The following is a 24,589-nucleotide window of genomic DNA, read 5'->3' as shown; positions in this document are numbered from 1 at the left end:
CGCGGGGCCCCGGCCCGTGCGTCATGCCCGCAGCGAGGTGAAGAACTCCCGCACGTCGTCCACGAACGCCCCCGGCTGCTCCAGCGCGGCGAACGTGCCGCCCCGCTCGTGCTCGACCCACGCCACCACGTTGTTGTCCCGCTCGGCGAAGCGGCGGATCGGGCGCAGGATGTCGCGCGGGAACACCGAGATCGCCGTCGGCACCGTGGCCGGCTTCAGCTCCCACTCCACCGTGGTGTCCTGCTCGGTGTCGGGCGTCTCGACGAACGAGCGGGCCGCCGAGCCCGCCGTGTTGGTCAGCCAGTACAGCATGGTCGTGGTCAGCAGCCGATCCCGCGCCACGCCGCCGTCGCTCCACTCGTGGTAGACGCTGGCGAACCAGGCCAGCAGCGCCACGGGGGAGTCGGCCATGCCGTAGGCGAAGGCCTGCGGGCGGGTGGACTGGATGAGCTTGTAGCCGTACTGCTCGTGCGTGTACGCCTCCCGGAAGGCCATGCGCTCGGCCTCGATCTCGCTCAGGCCCTCCAGCTCGCCCGGCAGGCCGAGCGGGAAGCAGATCAGGCCGTTGCCGTGCATGCCCACGACCCGCTCGGGCGCCAGCACGCCGGTCTCCCGCGAGATCCACGTGCCCCAGTCGCCGCCCTGCACGCCGAAGCGCTCATAGCCCAGCCGCGACATCAGCTCCAGCCAGGCGCGGGCGATGCGGGTGGCGCCCCAGCCCATCTCCCGCGTCGGCCCGGACAGGCCGTAGCCGGGCAGCGACGGGATGACCAGGTGGAACTCGCGCGCCAGCGGCGCGATGACGTCCAGATACTCCACCGGCGAGCTCGGCCAGCCGTGGGTGATGAGCAGCGGCAGCGCGTCGGGGCGCGCGCCACGCACGTGCAGGAAGTGCACGTTCTGGCCGTCGATCTCGGTGGTGAACTGCGGGTGGGCGTTGATCTCCGCCTCGGCCGCGCGCCAGTCATAGCCGGTACGCCAGTACGCGACGAGCTCCTTCAGCTCGCCCAGCGGCACCCCGAGGCGCCAGTCCTGGCCGGGGACCTCGTCGGGCCAGCGCACCCGGTCGAGCCGCGCGCGCAGGTCGTCCAGGTCACCGGCGGGAACGGCGAGGGTGAAAGGCCGGATAAGGGTCAAGGCGTACTCCTCCAAAGTTTCGGTACGCTGTACCGTACACCATACGGTTCGGAGGGCGCAACAAGAAAATTCCCGGCCTTCCCCTCAGCTCAGCGGGGGTACTCGACCTTCACGTCGTCACCCGTCACGACCAGACCCGCGTTCGACCCGCCGATCGCCACCGAACGCTCACCCGAGGCCGTCACCGACCCCGGCGCGCCCACCATCGCCCGGATCTCCCGCGCCAGCTCCGGCTCGGCCTCCAGCACCCGCCGGATCGCCAGCCGCAACGCCGCCACATAGTCCGCGTCCCCCGGATGCGCCGCCAGCTCCTCGATCGCCGCCACCCCCGCCCGCCGCCCGGCGTCCGTCCCAGCGTCAGAGCCGGCGCCGGTCCCCGCACCCGGCGTCCCGTCGTCAGGTGTCCCGTCACCCGTTCCGTCGCCCGGGGCCGCACCTGGGGTCTCACTCCGGCCGAACACCCGCTGCAGGATCCTCGTGCCCAGCCCCACCGTCGACTGCGCCGCCGCCTCCTGCGTCTTGGCCAGCACCGCCGCGCCGTACGCCCCGACCGCCGCGCTCACGTACGGCATCACCTCGCCGGCCACCACCGCCACGTCCATCCCGCACCCTCCCGTCACCCGCACCCGTCACCCGCACCCGCGAAAAACCGCCTGACGAAAAGCCGCCTGACGAACCGCCGCCTGACGAAAAGCCGCCTGACGAATCGCCGGCTCACGTACCGCTGCCCGCCGCCACCAGCTCCGCGATCTCCACCCGCGACGACACCCCCAGCTTGGCCAGGATGTGCTCCACGTGCGCGTCCGCCGTCCGCTTCGAGATCACCAGCCGCTCGGCGATCTCCCGGTTCGTCAGCCCCTCCTCCACCAGCCCCGCCACCTCACGCTCACGCGGCGACAACAGCTCCATCGCCGCCCGCCGCGGCGCCTGCACCGGGATCGCGTCCACGTCCATGTCCGCCAGCTCCACCGCCTCCCCCAGCGACAACCCCGCCCCCTGCCGGAAGATCGCCGCATACCGCTCGCCGCCCAGGCTCTTCGACACCAGCGCGATCGCCCGATCGTGATGACGCAGCAACAACGGCGCCCCCGCCAGGGGCGCCGCGAACTGCTGCCACACCCGATCCGCCGCACCCAGCAGCCAGCACGCCCGCACCATCCGCTCCTGCTCGGCCGCCTGCCACGCCAGCAGCTCCAGGCAGTCGGCCACCGCCAGATGATCACCCAGCGCGTACTTCATCCGCACCGCCAGCCGCGCCTCCCCCACCGACCCCGCCAGATCACCCAGCGTCCAGCGCGCCAGCGCCCGCAGGAACAGCACATACCCCTGCAACCAGCACTCCCCCGACCCCTCACCCAGCAGCTCCAGCACCTCGCCGGTCACCGCCAGCGCCGTCTGCCCCTCACCCGACAACGCGTACAGCGCCGCCTTCTCCATCAGCGCGATCGCCAGCCCCGTACGGTCCCCCAACGCCGTCAACCGCGCACACGCGTCGTCGAACAGCGGAAACCCCTCATCCGGCCGCCCGCTCAGCAACCGGTGCACCGCCAGATGCTGGATCGCCAGCGCCCGCAACCGCTCGTCGTCCAGCTCCTTGGCGATCGCCAGCGACTCCTCGATCCACGGCAACGCCACCCGCTGCGCCCCCTGCTGCAACGCGAAGAACCCCAGATGCCCCAGCCCCTCGGCCCGTTCCGGCACCCACGCCGGAACCCGCTCCAGCGCCCGCTCCAGCCACACCCGCCCCTCGGCCAGCCGCGCCCCGCACAACCAGTACGGCCACAACGACACCGCGAACCGCAACGCCGCCCGCTCCCCGCCCGCCTGACCCAGCGCGAACTCCAGCGCCGCGCGCACGTTCGCACGCTCCCGGTCCAGCTCCTGATACAACGCGAGCTGATCGCCGGTGAACGCCCGCCGCGAGAACCGCTCGGCCATCGACCGGTAGTAGTCCAGATGCCGCCGCCGCACCCGCTCCTGCTGCCCCATCAGCTCAAGCTGCTCGGACCCGAACTCCCGCAACGTGTCCAGCAGCCGGTAACGGTCCTGACGGCCCTCCATCCGCAGCAGCACCGACTTGTCCACCAGCCCGACCAGGTGCTCGATCACCCGCCCCACCGGCAACTGCTCGTCCTGGCACACCGCCTCGGCCGCCGCCAGGTCGAACGACCCCGAGAACACCGACAACCGCGCCCACAACAGCCGCTCGTCACCGTCACACAGGTCATGGCTCCACGTGATCGTCGTGCGCAGCGTCTGATGCCGCGGCAACGAGCTGCGCCGGGCCGTCAGCAGGCTGAACCGGTCCTCCAGCCGCGCCAGCAACCCCTCCAGCGGAATCGCCCGCAGCCGCACCGTCGCCAGCTCGATCGCCAGCGGGATCCCGTCCAGCCGCCGGCACAACGCCGCCACCGAGGCGTGATTGTCCTCGTTCACCGAAAAGCCCGGCACCACCGCCGCCGCCCGCTGCGCGAACAACGCCACCGCGTCCTCGCCCGAGCCCAGCTCCAGCACCGGCAGCGGCGCGATCGCCAGCGTGTGCTCACCCGCCACGTCCAGCGGCTGGCGCGTCGTGGCCAGGATCGTCACCGCCGGCGCCTCCCGCAGCAGCACCTCCGCCAGCATCGCGCACGCCTCGACCAGATGCTCGCACGTGTCCAGCACGATCAGCACCTGCCGCCCCGCCAGGCAGTCCACCAGATGCTCCAGCGCCGGCCGCGCGTCCTGCTCGGGCAGCCCCAGCGCCCCCGCCACCGTGTGCGCCAGCAACCCCGCGTCCACCAGAGCCGACAGCTCCACCAGGCACACCCCGTCGGCGAACCGTTCCCGCGCCTCCTGGGCGCTCTGTAACGCGATCCGCGTCTTGCCCACGCCGCCCGGCCCCACCAGCGTCACCAGCCGCGCCTCGTCCAGCAGCCTGGCCACCATCGCCAGCTCTCTCGGCCGGCCGACGAACCCGGTCACCTGCACGGGCAGCCCCCCGCGCCGCATGTCCATCGCCGGTGCCATCGACCCTCCCGGATCCGCCTCGATTGCCTCAGCGTACGCGCCGGATGACAATTCGTAAGGGGGTATACCTAGAAGATCGCGCCCGGATTTAGGTATGCGGATAGGTAGGCCCGCCCGAGGCGCCAGACCGCCCGCGTCCAGAACACTCGAACCCGTGAGTGCGGGCGACGCCCTCGTCGGGCGCGATCAACAGCGGAACAAGATCCTGACCCTGCTCGGCAAGGAGCGCCTGGTCACCATCACCGGCGCCGGCGGCGTCGGCAAGAGCGCCCTGGCCCGCGCCGTGGCCACCGCCTACGACCCGGCCGCCCGCGTCATCGACCTCGACCCCTCCAACGTCCACGAGACGATCCTCAGCGGCGAACGCCTGCCCTGGGACGACGGCGGGCCGCCGCGCCTGCTCGTCCTGGACACCTGCGACCACGTCGTCGACCGCTGCGTCGCCCTCGTCGAACGCCTCCTGCGCGGCCTGCCCCACCTGCGCGTCCTGGTCACCGGCCGCGAGGTGCTGGGCATCCCCGGCGAGCACGTCACCGCCGCCGGACCCCTGCCGCAGCCCGACGCCGCCACCCTCTTCCACGTACGCTCGGGCGGCCTGCGCGCCGACCCCGGCGTCCTGGCCCGGCTCGAAGGGCTGCCGCTGGCCATCGAGATCGCCGCCGAGCACCTGCTGGACTCCGGCAAGCTCGCCGAGACGCTCGACGACGGCACCTTCCACTCCCTGCCCGCCGGCCCCGCGCACCCGGCCCGCCACGCCAGCATGCGCGCGGCCGCCGCCTGGAGCCACCGCCAGTGCCAGCCCTCCGACGCGCTGGCCTGGGAACGGCTGGCCGCCTTCGAGACCCCGTTCGGCCTGGAGGAGGCCGAACGCGCCCTGGCCGGGCACCGCGCCGGCGACGCCGCCGAGGCCGTCGCCCGGCTGGTGGAGCGTTCCATCGTTCTCGTCGACTCGGCCGCGGTGGACGGACGCTGGTACCGCATGCCGTTCCATCTCCGCGCCTTTACAAAGTAGATCACCGGGCGTGTGGATCAGCGGCTGACGTGCACGGCCAGGTGCAGGGCCAGGCGCGTCGCCGGATCCTCCAGGTCGTAGCCCGCCACCCGGATCCGCTCCAGCCGGGTCGTCACCGTGTTGCGGTGCACCCCCAGCCGCTCGGCCGCGCGCAGCGCCCCGCCGCCGTCCAGCACCGCCGCCAGCGTGGCCAGCAGGCTCCCGTCCTTGTCGGCCGCCCGCAACGGCCCCAGCACCACCTCCGCCGGCGCCCGCAGCACCCCCGCGGGCAGCGCCGCCAGCAACTCCGCCGGCCCCATCCGGTCCGCCCGCGCCACCGCCCCGGCCCGCGCCGTGTATGCCGCCGCCTCGGCTCCCAGCAGCGACTCCCCCACCGCGCCGAGCCGCTCCACCTGCCGCCCCGCCCCCGCCGCGACCGGGCGCGGCAGCAGGTGCGCGCACTCGCGCAGCCGTACGGCCAGCGCCCCCGGATCCGGCTCCGCCCAACCGGCCCAGCCCTCGCCCCGCCGTACCACCGGAACCGCGCCCAAGGCCCCCACCAGCAGTTGCCTGACCATCGCGTGCTCGGCCGGGTCGGCCTGCCAGCCCACCGGCCTGACCACGAACCCGCTCACCGGCCCCCGCACCGCCCACCCCATCGCCGCCGCCCTGGCCAGCGTCTCGCGTACCTCGGCGTCCTGCCGCTCGTCCTGCGCCTGGTCGGGCAGGGTGTCCAGCAGCGCCTCGGGTATCTCCAGCAGCCGTTCGGCCAGCGCCTCCTGCACCGCGAACTCCCGCCCCGCCACCAGCCGCTCCCCCGCCGCCCACGCGCTCAACGGCGCCACCGCCAGCCCCAGCACGGTCCGCACCACCGACGGCCATCCCGGCGAGCGCACCGCCCCCGAGGCCACCAGACTCCCCAGCCCGCCCGGCAACTCCAGATCCACGAGCACCCGCTCCCCACCACCCCCGGACCCCGCCCCGGAGCCCGCGGAAGCCGGCCCGGGAGAAGCCACGCCCGCAGAACCCGCGACGCTCGGCCCGGCCCCGGAGCCCGCGGAAGCCCCGCCCGAACCGGACGCCAGCGCGCCCGGCCCCGACGCGAGTGCGCCCGGCGCCGACGAGGCGGGCGCAGTCTGGCCGGACGACGAAGGCGGAGCCTGGCCGGACGACGCGGCCGCCCGGCCCGCCAGGCGGGTGCCGTACCGGTCGAGGAAGGCCACCGACGTGCCGGGCAGCTCCGCGTTCAGCACCCCCAGCACCCGCCGCGCCGACGCCCCCGCCTCCGCGATCCTGGTGGCGCAGCGGGCCACGAGCTGCGTGCGCGCCGCCTCGGGCCGCGAGGCCGCCGACGCCACCTCCACCGCCGTCACCAGCGGATCCCCGTCCACGAAGATCAGCGTCACCCCGAGCCGTTCGGCCAGCACCTCCCCCGACCCCGAGCTCAGCGCGCTCGACGGCGCGATCACACACGCCGCCGCCTGCTCCCACGCCCGCCGCATCGCCATCTCTACCGCCCACCCGCCCGAGGCCGCCGCCCCGATCAGGACGACAGCAGTGTGCGGCACCACGTCGGCGAACACGCCCAGCTCGTCCACGATCCGCACCTGATGCACCGGGTTGGCGCCGCTGCCGTACATGTGCGCCCCCGCCAGCGGCCCCGCGTCCACCAGCTCGGCCACCGTCACCGGCGACTCCCACCCCCGCGCCCTCACAGCGGCACTCCGAATGCCCGCACCCCGCCCAGCTCAAGCCCCCGCTCGGTGTGCCACACCGGAGCCGCCCGCACCACCATGACCTCCACCTCCATGCCCGGCGCCGCCTTGTCCACGTCCACCACGAGCTGATCGGCCGCCGACACCAGGCAGATCAGGTCGGGCGCCATCGCCACCGGCGCCCCGTCGGCCAGCGCCAGCACGATCTCGTTGTGCGCCTCCAGCCGCACCAGCCGCCGCAGCCCGCCGCTCTCCTCGACCACGATGCTCGACGGCAGCGAGGGCAGCTCCAGGTCCGCGCCGTGCCCGCTGCTCCCCTCCACCGCGGCGATCACGCCGCGGCACAACGTCCGCATCCCGTACGGCGCCGCCACCGCCCGATCCGCCCCCGGCGCCCCCGCCTCCAGCAGCCGCCCCACGGTCCCCGGCACCATCACCCCGGCCAGCTCCCCCGCGCTCATCGGATAGCACGCCCCCACCGCCCACCCGCCCATCGCCAGCACCAGCGGACGCACCACCGCCTCCACCCGGTCCGGCGCCGTCTCCAGCACCACCAGCTCCCCGCCGCCCCCGGCCAGCGCCAGCGGCGTCGCGCTCACCCCGCCCAGCGTGTACGTCGTCTGCTCCACCAGCGGAAACACCCGCCCGGTGCCGTCGCCGTCGACCAGCGGAACCTCCAGCAGCGCCGCCGCCACCAGCGGCAGCAGCGCGTTCTCCGCCGCCAGGTTCAGCGCCACCACCGCGCCCACCCGGCCGCCCAGCCGCCGCTCCAGCGCCCGCACCGCCCGCACCGGCTCGTCACCGGCCGGCAACTGCTCCCCCAGCGCCGTCGTCGAGCCCACCAGCGAGACCGCCACGCACACCGTGCGCGGCTCCAGCTCCTCGGCCGCCACCACCGGCACGCCCCGCCCGATCACCGACCCCGCCCAGTCCAGCACCAGCCGGTAGGACGACTCGGCCGCCCCCGTCGCGAACAGCCGCGACCCCGCCGCGAAGCGCCCCAGCTCCTGCGCCCCGATCACGGCGTCGCCCCGCCCGCCGCGGCCCGCACCCGGTACAGCCCGTGCGGCAGGTACGACAGCGGGTTGACCGTCAGCGTCGCGATCGACGCCGACCCGGGCGCCGCCCCCGCGCTCACCACCCGGGTCAGCGCCTCGTCACGCGCGTCACGCAGCGCCCGCTCCAGCTCCGCCCGCCCCCTGGCCTGCACGATCCGCTCCACCTCGGCCACCGGCTGCCCCAGCGCCGCCCCGAACGCCCGCGCCGCCCCCTCCTCGCTGTCACCGCCGAGCACCGCCAGGCCGCGCGCCAGGCTCGCCGTCGCGCCGAACCTGCAGATCAGCGGATACCTGCGGAAATAGTGCGCCGACACCACGCCGTACCCGGTCCTGGCGAAGTACAGCGGCAGCCCGCCCAGCGCCTGCCCCACCTCCCGCGAGACCCGCAGCGCCGCCGGTCCCAGCGCGGCGTTGAGCATCGCGTCCTCCTCGCGCTCGCGCAGCCCGGCCCGGCCGAACTCGTACGACAGCGTGATCCGCGCCCCCGGCACCTCGGCGGCCACGATCTCCGCCACCGCCAGCTCGTGGTCGGCCAGCACCGGCGAGCCGGTCGCCGTCACCGCGAAGTCGCTCAGCCCGCACCCGGCGGCGAAGCGCCGTACCGCGGCCTCGTCCAAAGCCGCCAGCGGCCGGCCGGTCAGGCTGTGCCCGCCCCGCACGATCGTCGCCGCCCCGCCGGGATGGGCCGGGTGCGGCCCGAGCACCTCCGGGCACGGCCCGCCCACCCGGATCGCCGCCACCGGCGCGAGCTCCGACTCCTCCAGGTCCAGCGCCACGCACGCCGCCCGCGCCCCGAGCCCGCCCACCAGCCTGCCCAGCCCGTCGAACGGCCCCGGCCCCGCCGGCAGCCGCCACGACGACACCAGCGCGCCGTCGCGCACGGCCGCGACCGTGGTCGCGGCCGTCCCGGGCGCGAGACCGACGATCACTCCAGCTCGCGGCCTTCGGTCTCCGGCAGCGGTACGGCCAGCAGCGCCGTCACCACCATGAACGCGTTGATGACCAGCATGGTCGCGGTGAACCCGGTCGCCCCGGCCAGCAGCGCCCCCACCGCCGACGGCGCCGCCGTCGTGGCCACGAGCTGCGCGGCCGTCGCCCACGAGTAGCCGGTGCCGCGCAGCGCCGTCGGGTAGAACTCGCCGTTCCAGGTGTTCCACACGCCCCACGCGCCGAGGCTGAAGAACGACAGCACGAAGTTGCCCGCGTACAGCTCCCACGTGCTGTCGGCCAGCGCGAACCACAGCCCGCCCAGCGCGGCGGCCACGACGTACACCAGGAAGACCTTCTTGCGGCCGAACCGGCCGGTCAGCAGCGAGGCGCTCACGTACCCCGGGATCATCATCAGCGCGCTCAGCGCCGCGAACCCGAGCGAGGCGTCAAGCGTCAGCCCGCGCTCCTGCAGCAGCGTCGGCAGCCAGGTCTGCAGCCCCCAGTAGCCCCAGTTGAAGGCGAAGTTCAGCAGCAGCATGACGATCGTGATCTTCGCCAGCTTCCCGCGGAACAGCTCCAGCGGGTTGCCCGGCCGCCGCGCCGCCACGGTGAACTCGGCGTCGGCGTCGGGGCTGGACAACTGGCGCAGCACCGCGCGCGCCTCGTCCTGACGGCCACGCGCGGCCAGCCAGTACGGCGACTCGGGCACCCACGCCCGGATCGCGAACGCCCACAGCCCCGCCACCGCGCTGGCGATGACGACCACGTGCCAGCCCAGGTGGCCGAAGGCGAGCGAGGCGCCGATCGCGGCCAGGATGCCGATCGGCCAGCCGATCGACAGGTAGACCGCCGCGCGCCCCCGGTGGCGGGTGGGCAGCAGCTCCAGGAAGTAGGGGAAGGTGATGGTGTAGACGCCGGCCAGCGCCAGGCCCGAGGCCACCCGCAACGTGATCAGCGTGGCCAGGTTCGGGGCGAAGGCCGAGGCGAAGGCGATGACGCCGTAGGCCAGCAACGACCAGAACGCGGCGGGCTTACGGCCGACGCGGTCGGCGACCGGCCCCCAGACCAGCACGCCGGGGATCATGCCGAAGGCCACCGCCGACAGCACCAGGCCGATCCCCGCTTCGTCGATGCCGAACGCGGCCCCGAGGTCGGCCGCCACGTAGATCAGCGCGAGCTGCTCCCACGACTCGATCACGAACGCGATGAACAGCGCCAGCGCGATCAGCACGTGCCGGCGGGTGAACGGCATCCGGTCGAACGCCGCCCCGATGGGGAGCGTTCGCGCGTCGGTAGCGGTCATTGATGCTCCTCGGAAGGGGGCGCGACGTCTTGCCGCACCTTAGGCACGCCCCCTTGCCGCGTCGGTGTGCGCGCCGCACGTCAGGTACGGCCGGCGGTGTGCACCCTGCCCTGGAGCCCTAGCATACCCGCAGGTCAGAGCGTGTTCTCGTGGACGTGCACGATGAGCCACTCACCGCCCTCGCGGCGCAGGACCGAGGTCGTGCGCACGATCTCCTGCCCGCCGCCCTCGAAGGCGACGCGCAGCGTGTAGCGGGCCAGCGCGCTCTGGTCCCACACGTCGACGACCTCGTCGTAGGCGGTGAGCGTGACCGGGCCCTCGTCGGGGCGGGCGTCGCGGACCTTGTCGAGCTGGTCGCGGGTGGTGATCAGCGGCGCGTGGGCGGAGTCGAAGATCGTGGCCTCCGGGTGCAGGCGGCGGTCGATGCCCGCCCGGTCGCCTCGGGTGTAGGCGTCGTACATGCCGGTGATGACCGCCCAGACGGCGTCGCGTGCCACGATGCAGCTCCTTGGTTGAGTTTTGCGTGCTTTGTCACGTTAGAGCACATGGGCGTACCACGCGGACGCCTTTACAATGTAGATTTCTCTGGCCGGGGGTCAGCACCGGCAGTAAGATCCGCAGTCGTGGCCTCCCCCTTCACCCCCCTCGAACCCGGCGACCCGGCCGAGATCGGCGGCTACCGCCTCATCGCCCGGCTCGGATCCGGCGGCATGGGTCAGGTCTACCTGGCCGCCACCCAGAGTGGGCGGCGGCTGGCCGTCAAGGTGGTGCACGCCGAGTACGCGGGCAACGCCGAGTTCCGCCGCCGCTTCCAGCAGGAGGTGGCCGCGGTCCTGCGGGTGCAGAGCCTCTACACCGCCCCGGTCATCGACGCCGACACCGGCGCGCCGCGTCCCTGGCTGGCCACCGCGTACGTGCCGGGGCCCGGCCTGGACCGGGTCGTGGCCGCCCACGGGCCGCTGCCGCCCGCCACCGCGCTCACCCTGGCCTGCGGCGTGGCCGAGGCGCTGCAGGCCATCCATGCCGCCGGGGTGATCCACCGCGACCTCAAGCCGTCGAACGTGCTGCTGGCCGCCGACGGGCCGCGCGTCATCGACTTCGGCATCGCCAAGGCCATCGACGCCACCCCGCTGACCGGCACCGGCGTACGGGTCGGCACGCCGGTCTTCATGGCGCCCGAGCAGGCTCTCGGCCACCCCAGTACGCCCGCCGTCGACGTCTTCGCCCTGGGCGGTCTGGTCTACTACGCCGCCACCGGCCGTACCGCCTTCGGTGAAGGCCCCGACGCCACCGTGCTGTACCGGGTGGTGCACGACGAACCCCAGCTCGACGGCTGCCCTCCCCAGGTACGCGACCTGGTCGCCCACTGCCTGGCCAAGGACCCGGCCCAGCGCCCCACGCCCCGCGACCTGCTCGACCGGCTCCGCCCGTACGCCCAGAACCCCGCCACCTCCTCAGGAACCGGACACACCCAGGCAGGGGCCGCGGGCGGTCAGGGACACGCGCGGGCGGCGGGCGGGGGCGGGGACTGGAGCACGGTCGCGCCCGCCGCGGGCGGCGTGGACTGGTTGCCGCCCTCCGTCGGGCAGGCGCTGCCGGCCTACGCCGAGTCCCCGAGCCCGCCGCCGGTGCGCGGGCCGCACCGGGTGCGGCTCAAGGCGCTGCTGGTCACCACGGCGGTCGCGGTCGCGCTGACGGCCGCCGCGTCGGTCACCGCCACCGCGTTGATGCTGCAGCCCAGCGGCCGCACGGGCGAGACCGCCGCCGCGGCGGCCACCGTCACGCTCACCCAGACCGCCGCCCCAGCCAGCCAGGGCACCCCGGGCACAGCCGCCACCGGCGCCACGACCCCGCCCGCCGAGACCACCACCCCCTCCCCCAGCGCCACCGGTGAGGTCGTGGCCGGTTCCAAGCCACCCGGCACCCAGCTCGGCGAGTACAAGGGCATCGACGTCACCCAGTCCTTCTCGGTCAGCTTCACCGACGACCCGATGCATCCCAGGGAGGGCTGGGGCGCGGACCTCCGCTACTGCAACTACGACATCTGCGCCGGACGCATGGCCATGCTCGACTCCGGCCAGCAAGGCACCTTCCAGGCCTGCGTGGACAACACCCGCTACACGAGCTCCATCGAGGTCGACGCCGCGAAGGGCCGCCTCGTGTGTGTCTTCGCCCAGTCCACGATCGGCCTGGTCAAGGTGACCGGCAGCGCCAGGGACCCGGCCGACTACATCACGCTGGACCTCGTCGTCTGGCAGCGCTGAACCCGGCCTTCCCGGCACCCCGTTGTCCCGGCGCCGAACCCCCTCGGCCTACCGTTGCCCTATGAGCGATGCGAACGAAGCCGAGCCGCTGGAGAAGGCCGCCCGGGCGGGCGAGGCGCCGGAGGACGTCGACCACGCCGCGGCCACCCGCGTGGCCGACGCCGAGAGCGCGCCCGAGCCGCCGCAGCCGGTCCACGACCACGGCGACCCGGAGCGGGCCGTACGCAGGGAACTGCTGTGGGGCTCGGACCTGTCCACCTCCCGCCTGGACCGGGACCTGCCCGAACAGGAGTGAGCCGCTCACTCCCGGCGCAGTTCGTGCTCCAGTTGCTCCAGCTCCGCGCCACCGGCCATGAGCGAGGTCAGGCGTTCGCGCGTGATGTCGGCCTTGGCGTACTCCCCGAGGCTGGTGCCGCGGTTGAGCAGCAGGAAGCGGTCGCCGACCGGGTAGGCGTGGTGCGGGTTGTGGGTGATGAACACCACGCCCAGGCCGCGGTCGCGGGCCCGCGCGATGTAGCGCAGCACCACGCCGGCCTGCTTGACGCCCAGCGCCGAGGTCGGCTCGTCGAGGATGAGCACGCGCGCGCCCAGGTGGACCGCCCGCGCGATCGCCACCGACTGCCGCTCGCCGCCCGACAGCGTGCCGACCGGCTGGTCGACGTCGCGGATGTCGATGCCCATCGCGTTCAGCTCCTCGCGGGCCACCCGCCTGGCCTTGGCCACGTCGAAGCGGCCGAAGCTCTTGCGCGGCTCGGAGCCGAGGAAGAAGTTGCGCCACACCGACATGAGCGGGATCATCGCCAGGTCCTGGTAGACGGTGGCGATGCCCTGGTCCAGCGCCTCGCGCGGGCTGGCGAAGCCGACCTGGGCGCCGTCCAGCAGCAGTTCGCCGGAGTCGTGCCGGTGCACGCCCGACAGGATCTTGATCAGCGTCGACTTGCCCGCGCCGTTGTCGCCGAGCACGCAGGTGACCTGCCCGGCCGCCACCCCCATCGACACCTCGCGCAGCGCCAGCACCGAGCCGAACGCCTTGCCGATGGACCGGGTCTCCAGGATCACCGTTTCACCTCTTCCGCGTAGCGCCGTACCAGGCGGTTGGCGAGCGTGGCCAGCAGCAGCATGGCGCCGAGGAAGAACTTGAACCAGTCGGCGTCCCAGCCGAGAAACACGATCCCCTTGTCGGCCATGCCGAAGATGACGGCGCCGATCGCGGCTCCGATGGCCGAGCCGTACCCGCCGGTGAGCAGGCAGCCGCCGATGACGGCGGCGATGATGTAGATGAACTCCTGCCCGATACCGATGTTGGCCTGCACGGACGTGTAGCGCAGCGCCATGATCGAGCCGACCAGCCACGCGGCGAACGCCGTCGTCATGAACAGCGCGATCTTCGTGCGGGCGGCGGGCACGCCGACCGCGCGGGCGGCCTGCTCGTTGCCGCCCGCCGCGAAGATCCAGTTCCCGGCCCGGGTACGCATCAGCACCCACGTGGCCAGCGCCGTGGCCGCCAGCCACCACAGGATCGCCACGCGGAAGTGCGCCGGCCCGATCTGGATCGTCCCGGCGAAGATCACCCGGGCCGACTCGAAGCCCGAGGCGGTACGCAGGCCGCTGACCTGCACGGTGCCGGTGATGAGCTTGGTGACGCCGAGGTTGATGCCCTGGAGCATGAGGAAGGAGCCGAGCGTCACGATGAAGCTGGGCAGCTTGGTGCGGGTCACCACGAGCCCGTTGAGGAAGCCGATGCCGAGCGCCACCGCCAGGCTGATGACCATGGCGAGCCAGACGTTGACGCCGTACTCGGTGGCCAGCGTGACCAGGATGAGCCCGGTCGTGCCGGTCAGCACGCCCGCCGACAGGTCGAACTCGCCGCCGATCATCAGCAGCGCGATCGCGACCGCCATGATGCCGAGGGTGGCGGCCGGGTCGAGCCAGTTGGCGATCCCGGCGGGCGAGCGGAAGACCGCCGACTGCGCGGCGAAGAACGCGAAGACGATGATCGCGCCGACGACCGCGCCGAGCTCCGGCCGGATCAGCAGCCGCCGCAGCCGGCCGACGTCGGCCAGCCGCTCGTCGGCGTTGACCGCCGTCATCGGGTGCCTTCGCCGGCCAGCTTCTCGACCTGCGCCGCGTTGTCCTTGGTGACGAAGCCGGGGCCGGTGTTGACCGGCAGCCCGCCGCCGACGGTGTTGAGGTTGTCCTTGTAGAGCTTGAGGAAGGTGATCGGCAGCCAGCCCTGCAGGTACTGCTGCTGGTCCACGGCGAACAGCACCTCGCCGGCGTTGATCGCGGCGATCACGTCGGGCGACAGGTCGAAGGTGGCCAGCTTGGCCTGCGAGCCGGCGTCCTTGATCGCGTCGCGGGCGGCGACGGCGACGGCGGGGTTGAGCGTGAGGACGCCGTTGACGGAGGTGTCGGACTGCAGCTTGGCCGCCACCTTGGAGGTGACGTCGGCGAGGTTGCTGACGTCGACCTGCAGGCGTTCGACGGTGCCGCCGAGGCTCTGCTCGGCGCCCTTGCAGCGCTGCTCCAGCCCGACGTTGCCGGCCTCGTGGATCACGCACAGCAGCTTGGACACCCCGGCCGTCTTCAACTGCTCGCCCGCGCCGCGCCCGGCCACGTCCTCCGACTGGCCGACGTGGGTGAGGGCGCCGAACGCCTTGGAGGACTCGGCGCCGGAGTTGATGGTCACCACGGGGATCTTCGCGGCCACCGCCTTGCCGATCGACTCCTTCAGCGCGTCCGGGTTGGCCATGGACACCACGATCCCGTCGACCTTCTGCGAGACCGCCTGGTCGATGAGCTGTGACTGTTTGCCGGCGTCGCCGTCGCCCTGGTAGGTGACGCTCGCGCCGTACTGCTTGCCCGCGGCCTCGGCGCCCTTCTTGACCACGTCCCAGAACTTGTCGCCCGCGGCGGCGTGGGTGATCACCGCGTACGTGCCCGCGCCGCCGGCCGTGGCCGCGGGGGCCTCGGCGGCCGGCGAGTTCGCGGCGCTCTGGCCCGCCTCGCCTCCGCTGGAGCATCCCGCCAGCGCCAGGGCGCCGAGCAGGGCCACCACGATCCGGGTTCGCTTCATGGCTTCAACCTCCAAGACCAACGGCTTGCCCCGGTTCTAGTCCTAGCGCGCTCCACTGTCAACAATTTGTCGTGACATTAGGACCTAGTTAGATAGAACGGAATTCTCCGTTCCAATGCTATGATGGGAGGATGACGAGCACACCGATGAGCGGCCGCAAGAAGCAGGCGGCACGCAACGACGAGGTGATCCTCCAGGCGGCGAAAGAGGTCTTCACCGCCAACCCCTCCGCGCCGATCGCCGCCGTGGCCGAGCGCGCCGGTGTGGGCATCAGCGCACTCTACCGGCGCTACCCCAGCAAGGACGCGCTGCTGCAGAAACTCTGCGCCGACGGCATGCGCGCCTACAACGAGGCCGGCGAACGCGCCCTCGACCCCGCCCTCGACCCGTGGGAGGCCTTCGCCCGGTTTATGGAGGAGGTGGTCGACGCCGACACGCACTCGCTGACGATCTCGCTGGCCGGCACCTTCCAGCCCACCCCCGAGCTGTTCGAGCTGTCGGTGCGCGGCGGCGAGCTCTCCCACGCGGTGCCCGACCGCGCCCGCGAGGCCGGCGCGCTGCGGCCCGACGTGACCAACTCCGACGTGGCCCTGCTGTTCGAGCAGCTCGCCTCGGTCCGGCTGGGCGACGAGGCCCGCACCGCCGAGCTGCGCCGCCGCTACCTCGCGCTCGTGCTCGACGCGATCCGGCTGCCGTCGGCCGCCCGGCCCCTGCCGGGCACGCCGCCCACGCCGCCCGAGCTGCGCGAGCGCTGGGTGCCCAAGGGCTGACTCAGGGCGAGTGCAGCCACGGGTCGCGCAGGTCGTGGAAGACCGGCCCACTCTCGAACAGCCCCGCGAACTCCTTGAACGCCGCCTCCAGCTCGGCCGGCATCGGACGGCGCTCCCCTTCTCTCGCCTCCTCCTCGCCGGTGAAGTAGGCGGCCTCGGTGTAGAGGCCGTCGCCGGTGACGGCGGCGACCCCGCCGATCAGGTCGGGGCGCAGGCGCGCCAGGTCCTGCTCGGCGTCGGCCATGATCGCGCGCAGCCGTTCCAGATCCGTCACGCGGCCCTGGATGACCTGCACGAACCCCGCCTCGTCCGACCCGGCGCCCAGGTAGGTCTCGACCTGGTCGCAGTCGTGGAAGGCGACCTCGCCGGTGAACAGCCGCTCGGTCTGCCGCCACCAGTCCGACTGCTCCGGGCGCTCGGAGTTGCGCTGCGCCCGCTCGCGCGAGGCGAAGCGGGCGAGCAGGACCAGCGTGCCGTCGTCGGTGACGCCGGCGGTGGTGCCGAGCCAGCCGGGCGCGCCGGGCGCGAGCTCGCGCACCCACCGCTCGGCCGCCGCGCGCATCGCCGCGGCGTCGCTCACCCGCCCCTGAATGACCTGGATGAACATCGTCCCCCCTCGTGCCGTGTGCGGCCCCATTCCCGCGTACGGCGAGGCCCGCGCCTGCCCGCGCCCGGCCACCCCCCACGCCCAGCGCGGGACCTGCTTTCCGCACCACTCTCGCGGCCCGGCGCGACCTCTCACCAGACACGTGCCCACCGCCCTTCAGCGGCCCGGCGCGCGACCTGCTCCCTACCGGCCGCCTGCTTGGCGCGAACCCCCTCCCAGCCGTCCTCGCGCTTGGCGCGGAAAGGCTCCTAGCCGTCCTCGCGCTTGGCGTACTGGGCGGCGCCGCCCGCGAAGTCGTAGACGACGAACTGTTCCTCGCCGACCACCCAGGCGTCGTGGCCGGGCGGGCAGACGAACAGGTCGCCCGGCCCGACCTCGGCCTCGGTGCCGTCGGCCATGCGCAGGCGCAGCCGGCCCTGGACGACGTAGCCGTTGTGGTGGACCTCGCACAGCTCGGTGCCGGCGATCGGCTTGACGGACTCCGACCACCGCCACCCGGGCTCCATGGTCGCGATGCCGAAGCTGAGCCCGCTCAGGTTGCACACCTCAAGGTGGCCGCGCGGGAAGTCCCGGCGTTCGTCGGGCTTGTCGACGTTCTTGACCTCGATCATGCTCCTTCGCCCCCTTCAGATCATCAGCGGCACGGGGTGGATCTCGTCGGCCGGGTGCCCGGCGCGCTGGTGGATCCGCTGGACGGCATCGGCGTCCGGCGCGTCCGACAGGCAGTAGACCAGGCCCGAGTCCGGATCCGCCCAGGCCTGCTCGAAGGTGACCTTCTCCTCCGACTGGATGGCCAGGTCGGCGTCGTGGGCCTCGCGGAGCTGGTCGGCGGTGATGCCCTGCATACCGTGATGGACGTCCATGAACTTCATGGTTCCTCCCCCGAGTACGGATTCATCCAGCGTAGGTCTGACCCGGGCCAGCGGTTTCTCATGGTTTGCCCAAGAAGTCAGGCTCTGGCCCGATGCGGGAGGATGGGCAGGTGATCAAAGGCATCCTTTTCGACCTCGACGGCACCCTGATGGACCATCGCGCCGCCGCCGACGCCGGGATCGCCGCCTGGGTGGCCGAGCGCTGCCCGGACCGGCGGCAGGACGGGCGGGCGGCGCGGGTGTGGGAGGAACTGGAGACGGTGCACCTGGCCGCCTGGCACGCCGGGCAGTGCGACCTGGCCGAGCAGCGCAGGCGCCGGATCCGCGGGATCTGCCTGGCGCTGGAGCTGGCCGTACCGCAGGATCCGGACGCGGCCTTCGCCGCCTTCACCCGCCACTACCGCGCGGGCTGGAGCGCCTACCCCGACGTGCACGAGGCGCTCGCGCGACTCGGCGGCTACCGGCTCGGCGTGCTCACGAACGGCAGCAACCCGGTCCAGACCGCCAAGATGCGGGCGATCGGGCTGGGCGAGATCGGGCCGGTGCTGAGCGGGGACGTGCTCGGCGGGCACTTCAAGCCCGAGCCGGCCGGCTACCTGGCCGCCGCCGCGAGCCTGGGGCTGGAGCCCGGCGAGGTCCTGCTCGTCGGCGACGACCTCGTCAACGACGTCACCGGCCCGGCGCGGGCGGGGATGCGCTCGCTGTGGCTGGACCGCCTGGGCGCGGGGACGGTCCCGGAGGGGCATGCGAGGATCGCCACGCTGAGCGAGCTTCCCGGCTATTTGTCAGGACATTCTGACCTCGGATAATCTGATCAGCATGTCCGCACATCTGGGGATCGATCTGGACCGGTCCAGCCCCGTCCCCCTGTATTTCCAGGTGGCCGAGCAGATCGCCGAGGCCATCCGGCGCGGGGACCTGGCGCCCGGATCGCGGCTGGACAACGAGATCCTGCTCGCCGACCGGCTCGGCCTGTCGCGCCCGACGATCCGCCAGGCGATCCAGTACCTGGTCGACAAGGGCCTGCTGGTGCGCAAGCGCGGCGTCGGCACCCAGGTCGTGCACGGCCAGGTCAAGCGCTCGGTCGAGCTGACCAGCCTCTACGACGACCTGCGCAGGGCCGGGCAGGAGCCCGCCACGCAGGTCCTGGCCCTGGAGCCGCGGCCGGTCGCCGAGGAGATCGCGCCCATCCTCGGCGTCGAGGCCGGCGCCGAGGTGCTGTACCTGGAGCGCCTGCGCTTCGCCTCCGGCGAGCCGCTGGCCGTGCTGCACAACTGGCTGCCGCTGGGCCTCGCCACGCTCACCGCCGCCGACCTGGAGGGCCGCGGCCTGTACGAGCTGCTGCGCGGCGCCGGCGTGCGGATGCGGGTGGCCAACCAGCGCATAGGAGCACGCGCGGCCAACCCGGCCGAGGCCAAGCTCCTGGACGAGCGGCGGGGCGCGCCGCTGCTGACGATGGTCCGCACGACCTACGACGACCAGGGCCGCGCCGTCGAGCACGGTTCGCACGTCTACCGCGCCTCGCACTACTCCCTGGAGGTCACGCTCATCGAGCGCTGACTGTTGATCATCGTAGATTCACAGCAAACCCGCAGGTGACGCCGGGACGACGCCCTCCTATAGTCGTCTTCACGGGGCTGCGATCCTGCTATTTGCTTGAACAATAAACTACTACGATGAATAGGAGCGGCTGGTCTTGTCGCCTATTTCCGCCGGACGGCGCGGCCTCGCGAGAGCCGGATGGATGGCCCTGCTGGTCCTGTTCGCCACGAGCTGCAGCACCACCCCGCCCCCCGCCGCCGCCCCGACGACGGCCCCCGCCGTACCGGGCACGAGCGCGCCCGCCTCTCCCGCCGCCACCTGCGCCCCCACCGACAAGCTGGTGCCGCCGTGTGGCGCGTACTGGGGCATGTACGTCGCCCCGCCCGGCAACCGCACCCCCGTCGTCCAGGCGATCGGCGACATGGAGTCGCAGCTCGGCCGCAAGCTCGACATCGTCTTCAGCTACCACGACATGTCCACCGGCCCCAACGGCACCTTCATGCGCGAGGACGAGGTCGCCCTGGGCCGCGACCGCCTCCTGCTGCTGAGCTGGGAGGCCAAGATCTGGGGCACCCCGGAGCGCACCCTGCTGTGGCGCGACATCGCCTCCGGCACCCTGGACGCCTCCGTCATCGACAAGCAGGCCCAGCGCATCAAGAAGTACGGCAAGCCCGTCATGATCGGCTTCGACGGCGAGATGGACCGGCGCACCACCAGCGGCACCCCCAAGGAGTACGTGGCCGCCTACCGGCACATCCACGACCGCTTCGAGAAGCTCGGCGTCACCAACGTGATCTGGGTGTGGGCGGTGACCGGGTTCATGGAGTACAAGGACCAGTGGCAGGCCCTGTATCCGGGCGACGCGTACGTGGACTGGATCAGCTACGACCCGTACAACTTCGCGACCTGCCGCGGGGCGGCGTGGAAGAGCTTCGAGGAGACGCTCAGGCCGACCTACGACTGGTTCCAGGCCAACGGGTTCGACGACAAGCCGATCATCATCGGCGAGTACGGCACCGAGGTGGATCCGCGCAAGCCCGCCGCCAAGGCCGACTGGTTCCGCGGCATCCCCGAGGCGCTCAAGTCGATGCCGAACATCAAGGCGCTGCTGCAGTGGAACGCTGTACTGAACCCCGAGTCGCCCGACGGCTGCGACTTCCGGCTGGAGGGGCCCGGGGTGGTGGAGTCGTTCGCCGAGGTGGGCCGCGACCCCTACCTCAACCAGCGTACGCCCGGCTGAGCCGCGTTCACGGGGTGCGGGCCAGGCGGAAGCCGAGGTCGTCGATGCGCAGCGACGGGTGCGACTTACGACGGGCCGAGGCGCGGCAGCCCCGCGGCGGATCCTGCCAGCCGCCGCCCCTGAACACCCGGTACGGGCCGTAGACCGCCGGGTCGAACAGGTCCCAGCACCACTCCCACACGTTGCCGATGGTGTCGTGCAGGCCCCAGGCGTTCGGCCGCCTGGTGGCCACCGCGTGCGCGGCCCCGTCCGCGTTGCCCCGGTGCCAGGCGATGGCGTCGAGGTCGCCGTAGCGCTCGCCGGTGGAGCCGGCGCGGCAGGCGTACTCCCATTCCGCCTCGGTCGGCAGCCGGTAGCCGCCGGCGGCCGGGTCGCAGGTCACGTCGAGGGCGTCGGGGTCGTCGCCGAGCGCGTAGCAGGGCGCGAGCCCGTCCTCGGCCGAGCGCCGGTTGCAGAACACGAGCGCCTCCCGCCACGACACGTCGGTCACCGGCTCGCGGCCCGCCGAGCCGTACTCCTCCCGCGTGACCGGATGGGCGGCCAGCTCGAACGCGGGCACCCGCACCGTCCAGGTCTTCCGCGTCCCCTCGTCCCGCAGGACGATCTCACCCGCCGCGATCGGCACCACCAGCGGCTCCTTCCCTATACGTGCGCACCATAGGGAAGGATAGGGCAATCACGGGGAAGCGTTCACGACTCCCCGGACAGCCGCGCCGAGCCCAGCGACGCGTTGGCGATGACCCGCGCCGCGGTCTGCGTGGACGAGGCCGACGTCAGCTCCGTCAGCGTGGCCCGGTTGAGGGCGTGCACCACGAACTCGTAGGTGTTGACCGTGCGGGGCGAGCACGGGCCCTGGTAGCCGTACAGGCTCGCGCTCCCCCGGTAGTAGACCTGCCTGGCGCCCGCGGGGACCGGCGGCCGGTAGGCGTGCGCCACGTTCTGCGGGAGCGAGGTCACGCCCGCCGGGATGTCATAGATCACCCAGTGAATGAGATTGTTGTTGTCGAGGTCGCGCATGACGATCGCGTGACTGCGGGCGGCGGCCGGCGCGCCGGTCCACGACAGGGGCGGGGACTCGTTCTTCTTCTGCGGGCCGGGGCTGCCGCTGGTGCACTCGTGCACCGCCGGGATCACCCCGCCGGGCGCGAAGGCGCTGCTGGTCAGGGTGAACGCGGTGCCGTGGGCGCCCAGGCCCATGGCGAGGAAAGCGGTCAACGCGATTCTGGCGACGGCCATCGGTGCCTCCCCAGGAGGTTTCCGGGTCCGCCACAGCATATGAATCCCGTTTTCCGCCGGGCACCAGCCACTTTTCCATAACACCGCCCTTTGTCATCTTGCTGAGCGTCAGGTGACGAGGTCCTCCAGCGGGACGTAGGCGTCGGACAGGCCGAAGCCCGCCGGGCCGAAGCAGGCCAGGGCCTCGGGGCTGCGCATGATCGGCGGCGTGGAGATCCCGTAGACGGTCAGGCGCTGGCCGTAGGCGAGGGACTCGGTGGGGACGGGCGCGCCGGACTCGGTGTCGAGGGTGCAGATCAGGTCGGGGACGATGGCGACCATGGTGCCGTTGCGGCGGGCGACCAGGTGCTCGTTCTGGAAGGTGATCTCCAGCACGTCGCCGGGGTCGCCGCTCGCCTCCAGCCTGGCGATGCCGCGGGCGAAGCCGTCCACGGTGCGGCGTTCGACGTCGACGACCTTGCCGTGGAACAGGACGGCGCCGAGGCTGTAGATCGTGCCGGCGAGCATCTTGGTGAGGGCGTCGAACGGGTCGGAGTGGGTGGCGCGGGCCTCGCGCAGCGTCTCGCCGATGCGCCGGCACAGCGTCAGCGTCCCGTGCACGGAGGTACGCACGACGTCGGCCGTCTCCATCGGGTAGTCGCTGATGTAGGAGGCGCCGCCCATCTGGACGGTCAGCGCACGGGCGAGGTGCTCCATGCGCTTGTTGTCACCGGCGCTGATGATGCAGGTGTCGCCGTGGTCGGAGGCGATGGCCATGGGCGAGCCCGGCACGCCGAGCACGCCGAAGGTCTGCATCTGCAGCTCGGGGAAGGCGCGGCCCATGCCGTCGGCGTCCACGACGGGCAGGCCGAGCTGGGCGGCGAGCATGAGCGGGATCATGCTGTTGAGGCCGCCGCACTCGGTCGGCATGACGGCGTGAGCCGTACGCCCGAGATGCTCTTCCAGGGCGCGGAACGCGGCCACGTTGCCCTCGCCGGACGGGAGCTTCTCCACGAACACGGTCGGCGCGCCCATCATCGACGACGGCAGCACGAGCGCGCCGTCGGGCAGTTCCTCCGCGCCGATGACGTGCACGGTACGGCCGGCCGCCATCTCCTTCTCCACCAGCAGGCGGCCGATGTAGGGGTCGCCACCGCCGCCGGTGCCCAGGACGGCGGCGCCCTCCGCCAGGTCGTGCAGTCCCTGCGGGGTCAGGTCGTAGCCCACTGGGGCGTCTCCTTCCGGGTGAGGTCGAGGTCGCCGACGGCGCGCACGATGACGCGCACGGCATTGCCCGGCAGGTAGTTGACGTGGATCTCGTCGACGTGCACGACCTCGACGCTGGCCGGGGCGGCCCCGGCCGTGACCGCGAGCTCGACCGCCTCGGCGCGGGCCTGCTCCAGCACGCCGGCGCGGGTGAGCTGGGGGCCGGTGAGGAACAGGCGGTCCACCTCGCCGCCGATCTGCCCGATGGCGGCGCCGATGGCGTTGGCGACGCCGTGGTGCTCGGGGATGCGCACCTCCGGCACGCCGGGCAGGTCCGGCGGCATGAGGATGCTGCCGCCGCCGACGATGACGACGGGCAGCGGTTCGGCGCTCAGCCGCATCCTGTCGACGAGTCCGGCGACGCGTTCGGCCATCCACGCCGTGCCCCGGCGGACGAGATCGGGGTCGAGGTGGCCGACCAGCGCCGGGTCGCCGAGATCGGCCAGGCCCGCCGCGACGGCCAGGTCGGTGGCGGTGAGCGTGCCGCCGCCGAAGACCAGGGCCTGTTCGGTCAGCCGGTAGCCGACCGAGTCGGGGCCGACCCGGAGGCCGGGGTCGAGGGTGACGCGGCTGCCGCCGCCCAGTCCGACGGAGACGACGTCGGGCATGCGGAAGTTGGTGCGCACACCCGCGATGTCCACGTCCGTGGTGGCCTGGCGGGGGTAGCCGCCGGTCAGCACGCCGACGTCGGCCGTGGTGCCGCCGATGTCGACCACGGCGGCGTCGGTGACGTCGGCCAGGAACGCGGCGCCGCGCATGCTGTTGGTGGGGCCGCTGGCGAACGTCCGCACCGGGTAGCTGCGGGTGTACTCGGCGTCCATCAGGGTGCCGTCGTTCTGCGACAGGAACAGCGGGGCGCGCACCCCGACCGCGGCCAGCGCGCCGGTGAAGGCGTCGACGATCTCGTCGGCCAGGTCGAGCAGGCAGGCGTTGACGATCGTGGCCGACTCCCGTTCCAGCAGCCGGATGCGGCCGATCTGGTGCGAGAGGCTGACCCGCAGGTGCGGCAGCTCCGCGCGCAGGATGTCGGCGGCGGTCAGCTCGGCCTCGGCGGTGACGGGCGAGAACACCGAGCTGATCGCCACCGTGGTGATGTCGCGGGCGGCGAGGTCGGCGGCGACCCGCTTGAGCTCGTCCGGCCGCAGCGGGGAGATGGGACGGCCGTCGACCTCGTGACCGCCGTGGCACAGGTGCACCGCCGGGCGGATGGCCGCGACCAGCTCGGCCGGCCAGTCGGAGGTCGGCGGCAGCGCCGCGGTGGCCGGCAGCGCGAGCCGGACCACGCCGGTGCGGGCCAGGCGGCGGCGGGTGACGAGCGCGTTGGTGAAGTGGGTGGTGCCGATCATGACGGCGGTGATCCCGCCGCGGTCGAGGTTCTGGCCGTCCAGCAGGTCGGTCAGCGCCGTGACGACGCCCTGGGTCACGTCGGCGGTGGTCGCCGTCTTGATCGTGGCCACGACGTTCATGGCCGGGTCGAGCAGGACGGCGTCGGTGTGGGTGCCGCCCACGTCGATGCCTATGCGCACGGTGCGGTGCTCCTGTCTGCGGGAGGATTGCGGTAGGTGCCCCGGATCACGCGGTGCGCTGCCCGGCT

General features: G+C 72.9%; 25 protein-coding genes. 7 read left to right on the top strand and 18 right to left on the bottom strand.

The annotated features are described in order from the left end of the window. Positions 1-21: 21 nt before the first annotated feature. The 3 genes from ACIBEJ_RS05555 to ACIBEJ_RS05545 all read right to left on the bottom strand — a co-directional run bounded on the left by ACIBEJ_RS05555 (position 22) and on the right by ACIBEJ_RS05545 (position 4,146). Complete coding sequence (locus ACIBEJ_RS05555) at positions 22-1,137, bottom strand: epoxide hydrolase family protein (protein WP_397181392.1); 1,116 nt, start codon at positions 1,135-1,137, stop codon at positions 22-24. 89 nt (positions 1,138-1,226) lie between these two features. Continuing rightward, positions 1,227-1,739, bottom strand: coding sequence for a hypothetical protein (locus ACIBEJ_RS05550; RefSeq protein WP_397181391.1), 513 nt, complete (start codon positions 1,737-1,739; stop codon positions 1,227-1,229). A 112-nt stretch (positions 1,740-1,851) separates the two neighbouring features. Continuing rightward, a complete protein-coding gene (locus ACIBEJ_RS05545) occupies positions 1,852-4,146 on the bottom strand; it encodes an ATP-binding protein (RefSeq protein ID WP_397181390.1) in 2,295 nt (764 codons plus the stop codon). A gap of 154 nt (positions 4,147-4,300) precedes the next feature. Between ACIBEJ_RS05545 and ACIBEJ_RS05540 the strand changes: the two genes are divergently transcribed. Beyond that, on the top strand, positions 4,301-5,158 hold the full coding sequence (locus ACIBEJ_RS05540) for an AAA family ATPase (RefSeq protein WP_397181389.1): 858 nt from the start codon (positions 4,301-4,303) through the stop codon (positions 5,156-5,158). A gap of 17 nt (positions 5,159-5,175) precedes the next feature. Here the strand turns inward: ACIBEJ_RS05540 and ACIBEJ_RS05535 are convergent, their stop codons facing one another. The 5 genes from ACIBEJ_RS05535 to ACIBEJ_RS05515 form a co-directional block, all read right to left on the bottom strand. Then, a complete protein-coding gene (locus tag ACIBEJ_RS05535) occupies positions 5,176-6,825 on the bottom strand; it encodes a PucR family transcriptional regulator (RefSeq protein WP_397181388.1) in 1,650 nt (549 codons plus the stop codon). Between the two features lie 23 nt (positions 6,826-6,848). Further along, a complete protein-coding gene (locus ACIBEJ_RS05530; protein WP_397181387.1) occupies positions 6,849-7,874 on the bottom strand; it encodes a DUF917 domain-containing protein in 1,026 nt (341 codons plus the stop codon). Beyond that, positions 7,871-8,839, bottom strand: coding sequence for a hypothetical protein (locus ACIBEJ_RS05525; RefSeq protein ID WP_397181386.1), 969 nt, complete (start codon positions 8,837-8,839; stop codon positions 7,871-7,873). Before ACIBEJ_RS05525 ends, ACIBEJ_RS05530 begins: the two co-directional genes overlap by 4 nt. Beyond that, positions 8,836-10,143, bottom strand: a complete 1,308-nt coding sequence (locus ACIBEJ_RS05520; protein WP_397181385.1) for an MFS transporter — start codon at positions 10,141-10,143, stop codon at positions 8,836-8,838. The genes ACIBEJ_RS05525 and ACIBEJ_RS05520 overlap by 4 nt, the downstream gene beginning before the upstream one ends. A 134-nt stretch (positions 10,144-10,277) precedes the next feature. Beyond that, positions 10,278-10,640: a DUF4440 domain-containing protein gene (locus ACIBEJ_RS05515; RefSeq protein ID WP_397181384.1), complete on the bottom strand. Its 363-nt coding sequence runs from the start codon at positions 10,638-10,640 to the stop codon at positions 10,278-10,280. Between the two features lie 126 nt (positions 10,641-10,766). Here ACIBEJ_RS05515 and ACIBEJ_RS05510 point away from each other — a divergent pair, with 126 nt between their 5' ends. Next, positions 10,767-12,407 carry a serine/threonine-protein kinase gene (locus ACIBEJ_RS05510; protein ID WP_397181383.1) on the top strand — a complete coding sequence of 547 codons (1,641 nt, stop codon included), beginning with the start codon at positions 10,767-10,769 and terminating at the stop codon, positions 12,405-12,407. 61 nt (positions 12,408-12,468) lie between these two features. Beyond that, on the top strand, positions 12,469-12,702 hold the full coding sequence (locus ACIBEJ_RS05505) for a hypothetical protein (protein WP_397181382.1): 234 nt from the start codon (positions 12,469-12,471) through the stop codon (positions 12,700-12,702). 5 nt (positions 12,703-12,707) lie between these two features. Here ACIBEJ_RS05505 and ACIBEJ_RS05500 read toward each other — a convergent pair whose 3' ends face one another. From ACIBEJ_RS05500 to ACIBEJ_RS05490, 3 genes are read right to left on the bottom strand one after another with little or no spacing between them, the layout of a single operon-like run. Then, positions 12,708-13,466: an ATP-binding cassette domain-containing protein gene (locus ACIBEJ_RS05500; RefSeq protein WP_397181381.1), complete on the bottom strand. Its 759-nt coding sequence runs from the start codon at positions 13,464-13,466 to the stop codon at positions 12,708-12,710. After that, entirely contained in the window at positions 13,463-14,497 is a 1,035-nt protein-coding gene (locus ACIBEJ_RS05495) for an ABC transporter permease (RefSeq protein ID WP_397181380.1), read from the bottom strand. The genes ACIBEJ_RS05500 and ACIBEJ_RS05495 overlap by 4 nt, the downstream gene beginning before the upstream one ends. Continuing rightward, complete coding sequence (locus ACIBEJ_RS05490) at positions 14,494-15,483, bottom strand: sugar ABC transporter substrate-binding protein (protein ID WP_397181379.1); 990 nt, start codon at positions 15,481-15,483, stop codon at positions 14,494-14,496. Before ACIBEJ_RS05490 ends, ACIBEJ_RS05495 begins: the two co-directional genes overlap by 4 nt. A 131-nt stretch (positions 15,484-15,614) precedes the next feature. Between ACIBEJ_RS05490 and ACIBEJ_RS05485 the strand changes: the two genes are divergently transcribed. Beyond that, positions 15,615-16,253, top strand: a complete 639-nt coding sequence (locus ACIBEJ_RS05485) for a TetR/AcrR family transcriptional regulator (protein ID WP_397181378.1) — start codon at positions 15,615-15,617, stop codon at positions 16,251-16,253. 1 nt (position 16,254) lies between these two features. Here the strand turns inward: ACIBEJ_RS05485 and ACIBEJ_RS05480 are convergent, their stop codons facing one another. The 3 genes from ACIBEJ_RS05480 to ACIBEJ_RS05470 all read right to left on the bottom strand — a co-directional run bounded on the left by ACIBEJ_RS05480 (position 16,255) and on the right by ACIBEJ_RS05470 (position 17,732). Then, positions 16,255-16,860, bottom strand: a complete 606-nt coding sequence (locus ACIBEJ_RS05480; RefSeq protein WP_397181377.1) for a hypothetical protein — start codon at positions 16,858-16,860, stop codon at positions 16,255-16,257. A gap of 248 nt (positions 16,861-17,108) precedes the next feature. Beyond that, positions 17,109-17,471: a cupin domain-containing protein gene (locus ACIBEJ_RS05475; protein WP_397181376.1), complete on the bottom strand. Its 363-nt coding sequence runs from the start codon at positions 17,469-17,471 to the stop codon at positions 17,109-17,111. 15 nt (positions 17,472-17,486) lie between these two features. After that, a complete protein-coding gene (locus tag ACIBEJ_RS05470) occupies positions 17,487-17,732 on the bottom strand; it encodes an SCO4226 family nickel-binding protein (RefSeq protein WP_397181375.1) in 246 nt (81 codons plus the stop codon). A 110-nt stretch (positions 17,733-17,842) separates the two neighbouring features. On the opposite strand from ACIBEJ_RS05470, the gene ACIBEJ_RS05465 reads away from it, so the two are divergent. From ACIBEJ_RS05465 to ACIBEJ_RS05455, 3 genes are all read left to right on the top strand, one after another. After that, complete coding sequence (locus ACIBEJ_RS05465; protein ID WP_397181374.1) at positions 17,843-18,541, top strand: HAD family hydrolase; 699 nt, start codon at positions 17,843-17,845, stop codon at positions 18,539-18,541. A gap of 10 nt (positions 18,542-18,551) precedes the next feature. Next, the gene (locus ACIBEJ_RS05460) at positions 18,552-19,292 is read left to right on the top strand and encodes a GntR family transcriptional regulator (RefSeq protein WP_397181373.1); all 741 of its coding nucleotides are present in this window, start codon (positions 18,552-18,554) and stop codon (positions 19,290-19,292) included. Positions 19,293-19,476: 184 nt separating this feature from the next. Then, positions 19,477-20,514, top strand: coding sequence for a glycoside hydrolase family 26 protein (locus tag ACIBEJ_RS05455; protein ID WP_397181372.1), 1,038 nt, complete (start codon positions 19,477-19,479; stop codon positions 20,512-20,514). A gap of 7 nt (positions 20,515-20,521) precedes the next feature. Here ACIBEJ_RS05455 and ACIBEJ_RS05450 read toward each other — a convergent pair whose 3' ends face one another. The 4 genes from ACIBEJ_RS05450 to ACIBEJ_RS05435 all read right to left on the bottom strand — a co-directional run bounded on the left by ACIBEJ_RS05450 (position 20,522) and on the right by ACIBEJ_RS05435 (position 24,521). Beyond that, positions 20,522-21,142, bottom strand: a complete 621-nt coding sequence (locus ACIBEJ_RS05450; protein ID WP_397181371.1) for a formylglycine-generating enzyme family protein — start codon at positions 21,140-21,142, stop codon at positions 20,522-20,524. Positions 21,143-21,204: 62 nt separating this feature from the next. Continuing rightward, entirely contained in the window at positions 21,205-21,750 is a 546-nt protein-coding gene (locus ACIBEJ_RS05445; RefSeq protein WP_397181370.1) for a YbhB/YbcL family Raf kinase inhibitor-like protein, read from the bottom strand. A gap of 108 nt (positions 21,751-21,858) precedes the next feature. Further along, complete coding sequence (locus ACIBEJ_RS05440) at positions 21,859-22,956, bottom strand: DUF917 domain-containing protein (protein WP_397181369.1); 1,098 nt, start codon at positions 22,954-22,956, stop codon at positions 21,859-21,861. Next, the gene (locus ACIBEJ_RS05435) at positions 22,941-24,521 is read right to left on the bottom strand and encodes a hydantoinase/oxoprolinase N-terminal domain-containing protein (protein WP_397181368.1); all 1,581 of its coding nucleotides are present in this window, start codon (positions 24,519-24,521) and stop codon (positions 22,941-22,943) included. The genes ACIBEJ_RS05440 and ACIBEJ_RS05435 overlap by 16 nt, the downstream gene beginning before the upstream one ends. Positions 24,522-24,589 lie beyond the last annotated feature (68 nt).

Source organism: Nonomuraea sp. NPDC050790 (genome assembly GCF_044456745.1).
Taxonomy (GTDB): Bacteria; Actinomycetota; Actinomycetes; order Streptosporangiales; family Streptosporangiaceae; genus Nonomuraea.
Note: the sequence above shows the minus strand (reverse complement) of the source record. Positions and strands in the feature narration are given on the sequence as shown.